Origin of the sequence: Goekera deserti, assembly GCF_010685995.1 — a bacterium.
Classification (GTDB): Bacteria; Actinomycetota; Actinomycetes; order Mycobacteriales; family Geodermatophilaceae; genus Goekera; species Goekera deserti.
Map to the genome: position 1 here is coordinate 200592 of NZ_JAAGWK010000008.1, position 14101 is coordinate 214692.

At 74.4% G+C, this 14101-nt stretch carries 12 protein-coding genes and 1 pseudogene; 5 read left to right on the forward strand and 8 right to left on the reverse strand.

Features of this window, described 5'->3' with window-relative positions; genetic code table 11:
* Positions 1-3 precede the first annotated feature (3 nt).
* Complete coding sequence (locus G1H19_RS04305; RefSeq protein WP_152730352.1) at positions 4-843, forward strand: MBL fold metallo-hydrolase; 840 nt, start codon at positions 4-6, stop codon at positions 841-843.
* Positions 844-979: 136 nt separating this feature from the next.
* Positions 980-1150 carry a hypothetical protein gene (locus G1H19_RS04310; protein WP_162393269.1) on the forward strand — a complete coding sequence of 57 codons (171 nt, stop codon included), beginning with the start codon at positions 980-982 and terminating at the stop codon, positions 1148-1150.
* A gap of 74 nt (positions 1151-1224) precedes the next feature.
* On the opposite strand, the gene G1H19_RS04315 is transcribed toward G1H19_RS04310, so the two are convergent.
* The 3 genes from G1H19_RS04315 to G1H19_RS04325 all read right to left on the reverse strand — a co-directional run bounded on the left by G1H19_RS04315 (position 1225) and on the right by G1H19_RS04325 (position 4698).
* Positions 1225-2841 (reverse strand): sensor domain-containing protein, encoded by a 1617-nt coding sequence (locus tag G1H19_RS04315; RefSeq protein WP_152730353.1) that lies wholly within the window; start codon positions 2839-2841, stop codon positions 1225-1227.
* A 76-nt stretch (positions 2842-2917) separates the two neighbouring features.
* Positions 2918-3382, reverse strand: coding sequence for a ribonuclease HI (gene rnhA / locus G1H19_RS04320; protein WP_217269546.1), 465 nt, complete (start codon positions 3380-3382; stop codon positions 2918-2920).
* A gap of 20 nt (positions 3383-3402) precedes the next feature.
* Positions 3403-4698 (reverse strand): amidohydrolase family protein, encoded by a 1296-nt coding sequence (locus G1H19_RS04325; RefSeq protein ID WP_152730354.1) that lies wholly within the window; start codon positions 4696-4698, stop codon positions 3403-3405.
* Positions 4699-4768: 70 nt separating this feature from the next.
* Between G1H19_RS04325 and G1H19_RS04330 the strand changes: the two genes are divergently transcribed.
* The 3 genes from G1H19_RS04330 to G1H19_RS04340 all read left to right on the forward strand — a co-directional run bounded on the left by G1H19_RS04330 (position 4769) and on the right by G1H19_RS04340 (position 7992).
* The gene (locus G1H19_RS04330; protein ID WP_152730355.1) at positions 4769-5452 is read left to right on the forward strand and encodes a DedA family protein; all 684 of its coding nucleotides are present in this window, start codon (positions 4769-4771) and stop codon (positions 5450-5452) included.
* A 195-nt stretch (positions 5453-5647) separates the two neighbouring features.
* Entirely contained in the window at positions 5648-7360 is a 1713-nt protein-coding gene (locus G1H19_RS24385; RefSeq protein WP_152730356.1) for a nucleotide-binding protein, read from the forward strand.
* Between the two features lie 50 nt (positions 7361-7410).
* Complete coding sequence (locus G1H19_RS04340) at positions 7411-7992, forward strand: alpha/beta hydrolase family protein (protein ID WP_235928217.1); 582 nt, start codon at positions 7411-7413, stop codon at positions 7990-7992.
* A gap of 102 nt (positions 7993-8094) precedes the next feature.
* Here G1H19_RS04340 and G1H19_RS04345 read toward each other — a convergent pair whose 3' ends face one another.
* The 5 genes and pseudogenes from G1H19_RS04345 to G1H19_RS04365 all read right to left on the reverse strand — a co-directional run.
* Positions 8095-9147, reverse strand: coding sequence for an SRPBCC family protein (locus G1H19_RS04345; RefSeq protein WP_152730358.1), 1053 nt, complete (start codon positions 9145-9147; stop codon positions 8095-8097).
* 470 nt (positions 9148-9617) lie between these two features.
* On the reverse strand, positions 9618-10478 hold the full coding sequence (locus G1H19_RS24390; RefSeq protein WP_162393278.1) for an FAD binding domain-containing protein: 861 nt from the start codon (positions 10476-10478) through the stop codon (positions 9618-9620).
* Entirely contained in the window at positions 10475-12961 is a 2487-nt protein-coding gene (locus G1H19_RS04355; RefSeq protein WP_152730360.1) for a xanthine dehydrogenase family protein molybdopterin-binding subunit, read from the reverse strand. Before G1H19_RS04355 ends, G1H19_RS24390 begins: the two co-directional genes overlap by 4 nt.
* On the reverse strand, positions 12958-13467 hold the full coding sequence (locus G1H19_RS04360) for a (2Fe-2S)-binding protein (protein ID WP_152730361.1): 510 nt from the start codon (positions 13465-13467) through the stop codon (positions 12958-12960). The genes G1H19_RS04355 and G1H19_RS04360 overlap by 4 nt, the downstream gene beginning before the upstream one ends.
* A gap of 270 nt (positions 13468-13737) precedes the next feature.
* Positions 13738-14101, reverse strand: a pseudogene (locus G1H19_RS04365) (methyl-accepting chemotaxis protein); the annotation flags it as partial.

The window sequence follows — 14101 nt, forward strand, 5'->3', positions numbered from 1 at the left end:
GGCATGACCAGTGCACCGTCGGCCGGCCCCGCGTCCCCCGACGACTCCGTCGAGATGACCTTCGGCGGGAACGCCACGATGCTGTTGCGCATCGGGCCGTTCACCCTGCTCACCGACCCCAACTTCCTGCGCCGCGGCCAGCGCGCGTACCTCGGCAAGGGCCTCTGGACGACGCGGCTCACCGACCCCGCGCTGCTGCCCGACCAGCTGCCCGACCTGGACGGCGTCGTGCTCTCGCACCTGCACGACGACCACTGGGACCGCATCGCGACCCGGTCGCTGGACCCCGCGGTGCCGGTGGTGACCACCCCGGCGGCCGCCCGCGAGCTGGCCGGTCGCGGCTTCTCGGCCACCTCGGACCTGCAGCCCTGGCAGACCCACACCTTCACCCGGGGGACGTCGAGCCTGCGGGTGACCGCGGTGCCCGGCGTGCACGGCCCGGGCCCGCTGGCGCAGCTGCTGCCCCCGGTGATGGGCAGCGTGCTGGAGCTGGTGCGGGACGCCGGGGACGGCGCGGAGGTGCGCTGGCGGGGCTACATCAGCGGCGACACGCTGTTCCGGCCGTTCCTCGCCGACGTGCTGGAGCGCTGCGGTCCGCTGGACGTGGCCATCCCGCACCTCGGCGGCACCAGGGCCCTCGGCGTCACCGTCACCATGGACGCCCGCCAGGGCGCCGACCTGGTCGAGCTGCTCCGGCCCGCGCTCACCGTCCCGGTGCACTTCGACGACTACAGCCGGTTCGCCTCGCCGCTGGGCGACTTCGTGGCCGAGGTCGCCGACCGGCGGCTGCCCGGCACGCTGCGCCCGGTCCGCCGGGGCGAGACCATCTCGCTGCGCGCGTGACGTGCCTGCCACGCGTGTCGGCCGGTGGGGACGTCCCGTGCAGCCGCTGTCAGTTGGCTGTCAGGTGCGCCTCGGACGCCCCCTGCGCCTTGACCGCCCGCGGGGCCGGGTGGACCGTCAGGGCACCAGATGGGCTGTGCAACGACCGCAACGGCTGGAGGAGATCGAGATGACCGGCGAGCAGAAGCCGTGGTTCGGCCCGAAGCGCGTCGGCGTGGGGCTGCGACCGCAGACCTGGCAGGGCTGGGCCCTCGTGCTCGTGCCGCTCGTCGGCATCACGAGCGTCCTGCTCGGCACGGCGCACTGACCGTGCCAGGGTCGACCGGGTCTCGCCTGGGTCCAGCCCGGTCCTGCGGGTCAGGACGGCCCGGCGCGTGAGCGTCAGGCGCCGTCGTAGAGCACCGGGGCGCCCAGGCGCTGCTGCTTGCACTGGTACATCGCGGCGTCGGCACGCTTGGTGAGGTCGACAGCGTCCACGCCCGGCTCGGCTCGGGCGACGCCGATGCTGGCGCCGATCGTGACGGTGCCGGCGCTGAGCTCCAGCGGCACGACCAGGGCGTCCTGCAACCGCTGCGCCAGGCTGAGCGCGGCGTCCGGGGAGCCGATCCGCCGGCCGATCACCAGGAACTCGTCGCCCCCGATCCGGCCGAGCACGTCGTCGGCGCGCAGCACCGCGCCCAGCCGGGTGGCGGTGGCCGCGAGCACCTCGTCGCCGACGGCGTGGCCGAGCGTGTCGTTGATCGGCTTGAAGTGGTCCAGGTCGATGAACACCACCGCCGTCAGGCCGTCGTCGACCAGCAACGCCTTCTCCAGCGCCGTCATCGTGGACGCCCGGTTGTGGCATCCGGTCAGCACGTCGAAGGTGGCCTTGGCGGTCAGCTCCTCGCGCAGCCGCACGCTGTCGGTCTCGTCGGTGAAGCACAGCAGCGCGCCGGGGGCGCCCTCCCGGTCGCTGAGCGGGGTGACGATCACCGAGCACACCCGTGGGTGCTCGCCCTCGTGGTCCAGCCGCACCTCCAGCCGGGTGCTCCCACCGGTGGCCGTCCCCGCGTCGAGCGCGGCGTCCAGAGCCGCGACGTCCTCCTCCGACAGCACACCCAGGACGTCGGCGAGCCGGTCCACCCGGTCCAGGCCGAGCACTGCCGGCAGGCGGGTGTTGGCGTAGACCAGCTCGCGGGCGACGCTGAGCTGGCCGATGCCGACGGGCATCGACTCGGAGACCCGGCGCAGCAGCTGGGCCTGCTGCTCCAGCGCCTGCTGCGCGGCCATCTCGTCGGAGACGTCGTTGAGGTAGCTGAGCACGGAGTCCTCGTCCTCGGTCTCCCCGGCGCGGAAGGTGCACTCCGACTCCACCCACACCCAGCTGCCGTCGGAGCGGCGGTACCGCATCCGGGTGCGCTGCGAGCTCCTCAGCGCCAGCATCTCCATCCAGGTGTCGATCGCCCGCCCCTGGTCGTCAGGGTGGACGAAGTCCAGGGAGCTCTGGCCCACCATCTGCTCGGCGGTCCAGCCGAGCATGCCGGTGGTGCGCTCCTCGATGCCCGTGAACACGCCCATGGGGGTCGCCTCGACGGTGCAGCTGCGGGGGCGCCGCGACACGGTGATCGTGGTGTGGCCGTCCCCTGCGGGGAGGTCATCGAGCGCCCGGCCGAGGGCACCGATGCAGACGCCGTACTGCTCGCGCACGTCCAGGAAGGACAGCTGGCGGGGCGACAGCGGATCGCTCCGGGTGTGCACGACGGCGCTGCTCGCCCCCGACCGCAGGTGGTCGACCCAGGCGTGCACGATCGGGACGGCGTCGTCCTCGACGAGCACGTCGAGCATCGTGGCGCGGTCCGGCGGCAGCTGCAGCACCCGCCCGGCCGGCACCGGCACCGAAGCCGGCATGGCCACCAGGTGCCCGTCGGCGGCGATGGCGACGAGCAGCGCGTTCGGTTCGGCGAGCAGCTCGTCCAGCAGCCGCACCCGCTCGTCGAGGGACACCGTCTCAGTGGTCACCACCTGCACATCGGTGGACCGCCCCCGACCCCTGAGCGTGTACCGGCCCGCTGCCCCCCGCACGGGTGACGGCAGGTCAGCGGGCGGTGCCGGATCGGACCTGCTCGACGCCCCGGTTGGCGAGGGCGTCCGCCCGCTCGTTGCCGGGGTCGCCGGCGTGGCCCTTGACCCAGGTCCAGGTCACCTCGTGCTCGGCGACCGCGGCGTCCAGGGCACGCCAGAGGTCCACGTTCTTCACCGGCGCCTTCGCCGAGGTGCGCCAGCCGTTGCGCTTCCAGCCGGCGATCCAGGTCTGGATGCCCTGCATGACGTAGGTGGAGTCGACGTGCAGGCGCACCGCCGACCGGCGCTTCAGCGCACCCAGCCCCTCGATGACCGCGGTCAGCTCCATCCGGTTGTTCGTGGTGGCGGGCTCCCCGCCGAACAGCTCCCGCTCGTGCGGACCCGAACGCAGCAGCGCGCCCCAGCCGCCGACGCCGGGGTTGCCCTTGCACGCGCCATCGGTCCACATGTCCACCGCCGGCAGCCCCGCCTCGACCACGCCAGCACCGTAGCCGACGGTCAGCGACCGGCCAGGCGCATCGCCCGTGTCTGGACGTCGGCGCGCAGGGCGGGCTCGTCGACGGTCAGCGACACGCCGTCGGCGACCACCTGGCGCCCGGCCACCCAGGTGTCGCGCACGTGCCGGGAGCCCACCGACCACACCAGGTGGGTGAGCAGGTCGGCCGGCTCGGTCACCGGAACGAACGCGATGTCGTCGGTGTCCACGTGCACCAGGTCTGCCCGCCGGCCGACCGTCAGCTGACCCAGGTCGGGCCGGCCGACGGCGGCCGCGGCGCCGCCGGTGGCCAGCCAGAACGCCTCCGGGGCGGTGAGCGCGGTGGCGTCCCGCTCCCGCAGCCGGGCCAGCTGGGCGGCCAGCCGCAGGTCCTCGAACAGGTCCAGGTTGTCGTTGGACGCCGGCCCGTCGGTGCCCATGCCCACCCGGATCCCGGCGTCGAGCATGTCCCGCAGCCGGGCGGTGCCGCTGGCCAGCTTGGTGTTGCTGCCCGGGCAGTGCGCCACCGCGACGTCGTACTCCTGCCACAAGGCCAGGTCGGCGTCGTCCATGTGCACGCAGTGCGCGCCGAGCACGCGCCCGCCGAGCACGTCGTGCGCGGCCAGCAGCTGCGGCACGCTCAGCCCGTGGGTGGCCAGCAGCTCGTCGCCCTCTCCTGCCGTCTCGGCGACGTGCACGGTGAGCAGCAGGTCGTGCTCCCGGGCGGCCGCGGCGGCGTCGCGCAGCACCGGCAGCGGCACGGTGTAGGCCGAGTGCGGGCCGATGCCGTACTCGACCTGCTCGTCCGAGCCGGCCGACAGCCGCACCGCGGTGTCGAGCTGCTCCTCGAAGCTGCCGAACCCGGGCAGCCCGATCAATGGGTTGGCGATCACCGCCCGCGCCCCGGTGGCCCGCACCGCGGTGGCGATCCGGTCCGGGTGGAAGTACATCTCCACGCTGGTCGTGACCCCGTGCCGCAGCATCTCCGCCGACGCGGCGGTCATCGCCACCTCGACGTCGTCCGGGGTGAGCCGGGCCTCGCGCGGCCACATCACCTCGGCCAGCCAGCGGTCCAGCGGCAGGCCCTCGCCCTGCCCGCGGAACAGCACCATCGGCGCGTGCGAGTGCGTGTTCACCATGCCGGGCACCAGCACGCCGGGCAGCCGGGTCAGCTCGGCGCCGTCGGCAGCCGGTGGGGCGTCGGCGGCCGGCCCGACCCAGGTCAACACGCCGTCCTCGGCGTCGACCACGGCATCGGGGACGACGGTGCCGGCCCGGTCGCCGACGACGACGGCGCGGGCTGCGAAGCGCTGGAGCATGCCTACAGAACCTACTGTGCCGACGCGCCGCGCCGGGGCACCGCGGAGGGGCCGCCGATACCGTGGGCCCATGACCGTCCTCGCCGCGACCGCGTCCGACTCCGGCGGCATCACCGGTGTCCTGCTCGACCTGGTCCAGACACTGGGCCCGGTCGGCGTCGGGATGACGATCTTCATCGAGACCGTGATCCCGCCGATCCCCAGCGAGGTCGTGCTCAGCGCGGCCGGCGTGCTGATCAACCAGGGCGAGATGTCGTTCGTGCCGGTGGTGCTGTTCGCGACCCTGGGCTCGGTGCTCGGCGCCGCCTTCCTGTACGCGATCGGCCGGGCGCTCGGCCCGGTCCGGTCCCGCGCGTTCCTGGACCGGCTGCCGCTGGTGGAGACCTCCGACGTGGAGCGCACCTTCGCCTGGTTCGAGCGGCACGGCCGGGCAGCGGTGTTCTTCGGCCGGATGGTGCCCATCGTGCGCAGCTTCGTGTCCGTGCCGGCCGGCGTCGTCCGGATGCCGTGGCCGCAGTTCCTGGTCTACACGACCGCCGGCAGCCTGATCTGGAACAGCGTGCTGATCGGGCTGGGCGTCGCGGTGGGCGACCTGGTCTACGACTACCTGCACTACGTGAACTACCTGATCTACGCGGCCATCGTGGGCGGCGTCGCGTGGATGATCTACCGCCGCGGCGTGCTGCCCTACCTGCAGCGGGACCGGGCCGGCCGGGAGGACCGCACCCCGGGCGACACCGACGCCCGGGACTGATGCGGGCCGCGGACGGTCGGGCCGATCGGCCGCCGCGGCGGGTCGGGGCCCACCCGCGGCTCGCGTCCCCGGCGCACCTCGTGGCGGGGTCGCGGGCACTCCCCCCGACCGGGTGAGTGAGCGAGCCCGGGCAGTACCGGTCGAGTTAGCGTGGCCGCTCCGCCACCCGCACCGCCCACTGCCGAGGGAGCTCTCGTGTCCGAGCGCCAGGACGACCGCCCCACTCCCGACGGCGAGCAGCCCGCGGCACCCTCGTCGGAGACCCCGGTACGCAGCACGGACGAGGGCCGCTGGCAGGCCAGCGTCGCCAGCTGGTCGGGCGCACCGGTCACCGCTGGCACCTCGGACACCGCCGGCACCTCGGACACCGTGGGCGCCGGCGGGTCGACCGCCGCCCCGGCAGCGGACGACGCCGGCACCACACCCGGGGACGCCCTGGACGGCGGGGACGCAGGAGAGGCCGCCGTCCCCGCGGACGCTGCGGCCGACGCTCCCGACGTGGCCGACGCGCCGGCCTGGGACCGCGCGCCGGCCTGGGACCGCTCGGCACAGCCGGCCAGCGACGACGCCCGGCCGGCCGGTGGCTGGGCGCAGCCCGGCTGGCAGCAGCCCACCTGGGAGCAGCCCGGCTGGGCGTCGACGCCCGCCTGGGAGCAGCCGGCCTGGGAGCAGCCCGCCTGGTCCGCCGGCGACCCGCCGCGCGCCGAGGCCGGCCCGCCCGTCGCCGGCTCGCCCGTCGCCGGCCCGACCATCGCCGTCCCGGTGCTGCCGTTCGCGCCGCCCCGGCCGCTGCCCGGCCGCCCGCCGGTGCCGCCGGCGGCGCAGGGCTGGACGCAGCAGCCCGCTGCCGGCCACCCGCAGCCGGGCCGCCCCGACCCGCAGGCCTGGGCGCCGGGCGCCCGGCCGGAGCCGGGGCCCGCTGCCGCGCCCGCTGCTGCTGCTGCTACTGCGGACCGTCCGGGCCCGCCGCCGGCGCTGACCAGCCAGTCGCTGCTGCGCACCCGCGCCGACGCGCCGACCCGTGGCTGGCGCCGGTTCGTGCACAGGGCCACCGGCGGCACCTACAACCCGGGGCTGTCCGCCGCGGAGCAGGAGCACCGGGCGCTGGTCTCCCGGGTGACCACCCCGGTGCGCGGCAGCAACCGGATCGCCGTGGTGTCGCTCAAGGGCGGAATCGGCAAGACGACCACCACGTCCTGCCTCGGCCTCACGCTGGCCCACCACCGCGGGGACCGGGTCGTCGCCGTCGACGCCAACCCCGACGCCGGCACCCTGGCCGAGCGGCTGACCAACGTCGTCGACGTGACCGTGCGCGACCTGCTGGCCGCCATCGACGACATCCGCTCGTTCACCGACGTGTCGGCCTACACCTCGCTGGCCGGCCGGCTGCAGGTGCTGGCCAGCGACCAGGACCCGGCGCTGTCGGAGGCCTTCAGCGAGGCCGAGTACCGCGCGGTGGCCGACATCCTGGCCCGCTACTTCAACATCATCCTCACCGACTCGGGCACCGGCCTGCTGCACTCGGCGATGTCCGGGACGCTGGCCATCGCCGACTCCCTCGTCGTCGTCGGCGCGCCGTCGGTGGACGGTGCCAGCCGGGCCAGCAAGACCCTGGACTGGCTGATCGCGCACGGCCACGAGGAGCTGGTCTCCCGCTCGGTCGCGGTCATCTCCAGCGTGCGGCCGAACACCGGCGACGTCGACATGGAGCTGTTGCGCGAGCACTTCGCGGCCCGCTGCCGCGCCGTCGTGGAGATCCCGTACGACAGCCACCTGGTCACCGGTGGCCTCATCGACCTGTCGCAGGTCGGCGCACCGGCGCAGCGCGCCTACCTGGAGCTCGCGGCCGCCGTCGCCGACGGGTTCGCGCTGCCGCCGCTGCGCCGCTCGCCGCTGGTCCGGGCCTGACCGACAGCGGCCCGCCGCGGACGGTCGACACCCCGCTGGGCCCGGCGCGGGTGCACCGGGACGGCCCGGACGGCGCCGCGGTGGGCACGCTGCTGCTCGGCCACGGCGCCGGCGGCGGGGTGGACGCCCCCGACCTGGTCGCCGTCGCCACCGCGGCAGCCGGCGCGGGCTGGCAGGTGCTGCGCGTCGAGCAGCCGTGGCGGGTGGCCGGACGGCGGATCGCCCCGGCCCCGCCGCGGCTGGACGAGGGCTGGCGCGCAGTGGTCGCCGGGCTGCGTGCCGCCGGCGACCTGACCGGTCCGCTGGTGCAGGGCGGGCGCAGCGCCGGGGCCCGGGTCGCCTGCCGCACCGCCGCCGAGCACGGCGCGGCCGGGGTTCTCACGCTCGCCTTCCCGCTGCACCCGCCGAAGCGGCCGGAGAAGAGCCGGGCGGGTGAGCTCGCCCTGGTCGAGGTGCCGATGCTGCTGGTGCAGGGCCAGCGGGACGCGTTCGGCGGGCCCGCCGAGGTGCGCGCGGCACTGGCCGGCCGGCCCGGCGCCGTCGTCGCCGCGGTGCCCGGCGACCACGCCCTGAGCCGGGACACCGCCGCGGTGGCCGCCGCCGTCGTCCCCTGGCTCACCGCCCTCACCTGACCGGCGTTCCAGACAGGACCGACACGAACCCCCCGCAGAGATGGCCATCTCTGCGGGGGGTTCGTGTCGGTCCTGGTGCGCGGTCCCCGCGGGGGCGTGCGGTCAGCGGCGGGAGCGGCGGACCAGGAGAACCAGCAGCAGCAGTGCGGCCGCACCCGCAGCCGGGACGGCGAACCGGGTGACGGCGGCGCCGCCGGCGACCTCCAGCAGGTCGATCGGCTCGGGCTCGGTGACCACGCGCGGCCGCGGGGCGGCGGTGGGCGTGCTCCGGGCCGGGCCCGCGGTGGAGGGGCGGCTCGGGGGCGCGGTGGTGCCCGTCGGCGGCCGGCTCGGGGCCTTGGCGACGGACAGCGTGGGTCCGGTCGGGATCTGCGTGCCCGAGTCGGGGTCGGCGACCGTGTTCGGGGCCGTGCTGGCCGGCGGCAGGTCCGCGGTGGTGTTGCCCGTGCTCGACGCGGCAGCCGGCTGCGCCTGGTCGGCGGCCTTCGCGGCGGCCTTGCGGGCGGCGGTGCCGGCCGATCGCGCGGCCCCGGCCACGACGTTGTCGCCGGGGACCGACGCCAGCCCGGCGGCGGCCTCCTCGACCGCGCCGGCCACGGTCGCCGCGGGGCGGGCCGCAGCGGTCCCGGCCGGCGACGACGCCGCGACGGCGGGCGACTCCGCGGGTGACGACGCCGCGGCGGCGGCCCGGTCGGCGTCGCCCTGCGCGTCGCCCTCGCCCAGCTGGGCGGCCAGCTTGTCGGCGAACTGGCCGAGCAGCTTGTTGCCCACGTCGGTCATGACCCCGCGGCCGAACTGGGCCGGCCGTCCGGTGATGTTCAGGTCGGTGAGCACGTCGACCCGGGTGCTGGTGCCCTCCGCGGCCAACGTGGCGGTGACGATGGCGGCGGCGGTGCCATTGCCGCGCTGGTCCTTGCCGCGGGCGTCGATGACGGCCCGGTGCGCGGCCTCGTCCTTCTCGATGAAGGAGCCCTTGCCGGCGTAGGTCAGGTTGATCGGCCCCAGCTTGACCTTGACCCGACCGGTGAAGTCGTCACCGTCGACGGAGTCCAGGGCGGCACCGGGCATGCACGGGGCGATCCGGTCGATGTCGAGCAGGACGCGCCATGCCTCGTCGATCGGCAGCGGGACGGTGAAGGAGTTCTCGAGTTGCATGGGGACCTCCGCAGATGGGCCGCTCGGCCGCCGGCCCCGGTCGAGGGGGCGGGCCGGGCGACGAGACGGTGCTCGCCGACGGTGTGCCGACGCTACCGCGCCCCCCACCCCCCGACCTCCCGGGTCGACGACCAGCCCTGACCGCGCACACGGCGGCTGGGTCCGGGACGACCGGCCATTTTCGCAGAAAGGGCCGCTGGGTCCGCGACGACGACCGGACCTTCCCGCGGAAAGGGCCGTGGGTCCGCGACGACGACCGGACCTTCTCGCGGAAAGGGCCATGGGTCCGCGACGACGACCGGCCCTTCTCGCGGAAAGGGCCATGGGTCGAGGACGACGACCGGCCATTTCCGCGGAAAGGGCCGCTGGGTCCGGGACGACGACCGGCCATCATCGCGGAAAGGGCCGTCTGGCGTGGGTGCGCGGGGGTGCCGTACCGCCGGGCGGCGTGACGGCACCCCCGATCGTGCTCAGATGCCGGCGGCCGCCAGCACGGCGCGCTTGGTGAGCACCTGGGCCAGGTGCTCCCGGTAGTCGGCCTGGGCGTTGAGGTCGCTGCTCGGGCTGGTGCCCACGGCGGCCTGCGCGGCGGCGGCGGTGACCGTCTCCAGGCTCACGTCGACACCGATCAGTGCCGCCTCGGTGGCCTTCGCCCGGATCGGCGTGGGCCCCATGTTGGTCAGCGCGATGCGGGCCTCCACGATCCGGCCCGCCTCGTGCCGCACCGCCGCGGCGACCGCCACGATCGACCAGGCCTGGGCGACCCGGTTGAACTTCTCGTAGCGCACGCCCCACTCGGCACCGAGCTTGGGCACCCGGACCTCGACGAGCAGCTCCCCGTCCTCCAGCGCGGTGGTGAGGTAGTCGACGAAGAAGTCCGCCGCGGCGACCGTGCGGCGGGCGCCGCCGGGGCCGGCGATGACGAACTCGGCGTCCAGCGCCAGGGCCACCGCGGGCAGGTCACCGGCGGGGTCGGCGTGGGCCAGCGCGCCACCGAAGGTGCCGCGGTGCCGGACGGCGGGGTCGGCCACGGTCTCGGTGGCCTCGGCGATCAGCGCCCCGTAGGCGGCGATCAGCGGGTCGACGAGGATGTCGTGGTGCGTGGTCATCGCACCGATCACCAGGTGGTCGCCGTCCTCGCACACCCCGCGCAGCTCGGCCACCCGGGTCAGGTCCACGACCGTCTCCGGGGCGGCCAGCCGCAGGCGCATGACCGGGATCAGCGACTGCCCGCCGGCGAGGACCTTGACGTCGTCCCCGCCGTCGGCGATGGCCTGCAGCGCCTCCTCGATGGTGGTCGGGCGTGCGTAGGCGAACGCTGCGGGGATCACTGGGCTCCTCCCTGGGTGCCGGTCGCGGACTCGACGCCGGACTCGGTGGTGCGGGCCCCGCCGTAGGCGTTGCTGCCCTCGGCGGCCCGGTCGCCGCCGTCCCCCCCGAGGTGGATGGCCCGCCAGACCCGCTCCGGGGTCAGCGGCATCCGGATGTCGGTGACCCCGAGGTGCCGGACGGCGTCCAGCGCGGCGTTGACGACGGCCGGGGTGCTGGCGATGCAGCCGGCCTCGCCGACGCCCTTGGCGCCCAGCGGGTTGCTGGTCGCCGGGTGCACGGTGTTGCCGGTGTCGAAGTGCGGCAGGTCCATCGCCGAGGGCACCAGGTAGTCGACGAACGTGCCCGTGGTCAGGTTGCCGTCGGCGTCGTAGATCGCCTCCTCGTACAGGGCCTGGGAGATGCCCTGGGCGAGCCCGCCGTGGATCTGGCCCTCGACGATCAGCGGGTTCACGATCGTGCCGATGTCGTCGATGCAGGCGTACTTGCGGATCGTCACGTGCCCGGTCTCGGTGTCGACCTCCATGGCGCAGATGTGCGTGCCGTGGGGGAAGGAGAAGTTCTCCGGGTCGAACGTGGCCTCGGCGTCGATGCTGGGCTCGATGCCCTCCGGGTAGTCGTGCGCGGCGAACACCGCCCCGGCGATCTGCTGGATCGGGATGCTGGCGCCCGGGGTGCCCTTGACGGAGAACGAGCCGCCACGGAACTCCAGGTCGTCCTCGCTGGCCTCCAGCAGGTGCGCGGCGACCTTGCGGGCCTTGGCCACGACCTTCTCCGCGGCCTTGACCACCGCGGTGCCACCGACGACGAGCGAGCGGGAGCCGTAGGTGTCCAGCCCGCGCGGGGAGATCGCGGTGTCACCGTGCAGCACCTCGACGTCGTCGAACGGGACGCCGAGGGAGTCGGCCACGATCTGGCTCCAGGCCGTCTCGTGGCCCTGGCCGTGCGGCGTGGAGCCGGTGACGACCTCGACCTTGCCGGTGGGCAGCATCCGGATGGAGGCCTGCTCCCAGCCGCCGGCGCCGAAGGCCAGCGAGCCGAGCACCCGGGAGGGGGCCAGGCCGCACATCTCGGTGAAGGTGGAGAAGCCGATGCCCAGCTGGACCGGGTCGCCTCCCTCGCGGCGGCGCTGCTGCTCCGCGCGCAGCTCGTCGTAGCCGAGCAGCTCCAGGGCCTGGTCGGTGGCCATGCCGTAGTCGCCGCTGTCGTAGGAGAGCCCGGCCACGGTGGTGAACGGGAACTCGTCGGCGTTGATCCAGTTCTTGCGGCGCAGCTCCAGCGGGTCCATGCCGAGCTCGACGGCGAGCTCGTCCATGATCCGCTCGATGGCGAACGTGGCCTCCGGGCGGCCGGCGCCACGGTAGGCGTCGGTGGGCACCTTGTTGGTGAACACGCCGTCGCACTCGAAGCGGTAGGCCGGGAACTTGTAGATGCCCGGGAACATGAAGGCGCCCAGGGCCGGCACGCCGGGGGTGATCAGCCGCAGGTAGGCGCCCATGTCGGCCAGCAGCCGCACCCGCAGCGCCTTGACGTTGCCCTCGCGGTCGGCGGCGACGTCGATGAACTGCACCTGGTCGCGGCCGTGGTGCGCGGTCATCAGCGACTCGCTGCGGGTCTCGGTCCACTTGACCGGCTTGCCGAGCCGGCGGGCGACCAGCAGCGAGAGGATCTCCTCCGGGTTGACCTGCAGCTTGCCGCCGAAACCGCCGCCGACGTCGGGGGCGATGACCCGCAGCTTGTGCTCGGGCACGCCGGTGACGCTGGCGAGCATCACCCGGAGGATGTGCGGCACCTGGGTGGCCGACCACATCGTGTAGTTGTCGCCGACGGGCTGGACGACGACCGAGCGTGGCTCCATGAACGCCGGGATGAGGCGCTGCTGCACGAACCGCCGGCTCACGGTCACCTCGGCGTCGGCGAACGCCTGGTCGGTGTCGGTGCCGGTGCCGGCCTCGCCGGCATCGAAGACGAAGTGGTAGCTGGTGTTGGAGGAGGTGTGGGCGTGCACCAGGTCGGCGCCCTCCTGCACCGCCTGCTCCATGTCCAGCACCACCGGCAGCGACTCGTAGTCGATGTCGATGGCCTCCAGCGCGTCGACCGCCGCGGTGCGGCTGCGGGCGACGACGAGGGCCACCGCCTCGCCCACGTGGTTGACCCGGTCGACGGCGATCGACGGGTGCCCGGGGTTGACCATGTCGGGGGTGACCGGCCACGCGCAGGGGATGGAGCCCTGCTCGTCGGCGAGGTCGGCCCCGGTGTAGACGGCGACGACGCCCGGCCGGGCCTGGGCCGCGGACACGTCGAGGTGGCTGATCGTGGCGTGCGCGACGGGGCTGCGCAGCACCGCCATGTGCAGCATGCCGGGCAGCACCATGTTGTCGGTCCAGGTGGTCTTCCCGGTGATGAGCCGGGCGTCCTCCTTGCGGCGCCGGGCCTGCCCGATCTCCTTGGCCGGCTCGGTCTGCGGCTCGTCGACGAGGGTCATGCCTGCGCTCCCGTGGTCTCCGGTGCGGTGTGGGTGCCGTGCGAGCCCATCTCGCCGGCGGCCTGCTGCACGGCCCGGACGATGTTCTGGTATCCGGTGCACCGGCAGAGGTTGCCCTCGATGCCCTCGCGGATCTCCAGCTCGCTGGGGCTCGGGTTCTCCTTGAGCAGGTCGATCGAGGCCATGATCATCCCGGGGGTGCAGAAGCCGCACTGCAGCCCGTGCATCTCGTGGAAGGCCTTCTGCACCGGGTGCAGGACGCCCCCCTCGGCCACGCCCTCGATGGTGGTCACCTCGCTGCCGTCGGCCTGGACGGCCAGCACGGTGCACGACTTCACGCTCTGCCCGTCGAGGTGGACGGTGCACGCGCCGCAGTTGCTGGTGTCGCACCCGACGACGGTGCCGACCTTGCCCAACTGCTCGCGCAGGTGGTGCACCAGCAGGGTGCGGGGTTCGACGTCGTCCGTGTAGGACACTCCGTCGACCCGGACGGTGATCTGGGTCATCGAGCTCTCCGCTTCGTCGCAGACGTGCAGCCAACCGACCGCCATGCCGCCCGGAGTGTGTCAAGCGACACATGACTTAGGCCACGCTCACCCACGCCCACATCGGCATTTACCTCCGTGCACACGGGTGTCAACGCGGAAGTGGTCCGCTTCTGCGGATCATTGCCGCACAACCGTCCGCAGACCAGGACGGCGGCAACGTTGCACCCGTGTTGCAGGACGGCCGCCGTCCCGGCAGGGGACGACGGCCGCGCTGCCTGCGGGAGTGCCTCAGACGGTGTAGCCGGCCACCGCCGCCTCGAGCTCGGCACCCATCCGGGCCAGCTCGTCCGCGCCCGCCTGCGCCGCCGCCACCTGCACGTGCGTCTGCTGCGCGTTGGCCGCCAACCCCGAGACGCTCTCGGCGATCGACCGCGACCCCCCGGCCGCCTCGCCGACGTTGCGGTTCATCTCGTTCGTCGTCGCCGTCTGCTCCTCCACCGCCGCCGCGATCGAGGCCTGGTAGTCGTTGATCTCCCCGATCACCGTGGAGATCTCGTCGATCGCGGTCACCGCCTGCGCCGTGTCCGACTGGATGGTGGCCACCCGCCCGGCGATGTCCTCGGTCGCCCGCGCGGTCTCCTGCGCCAGCTCC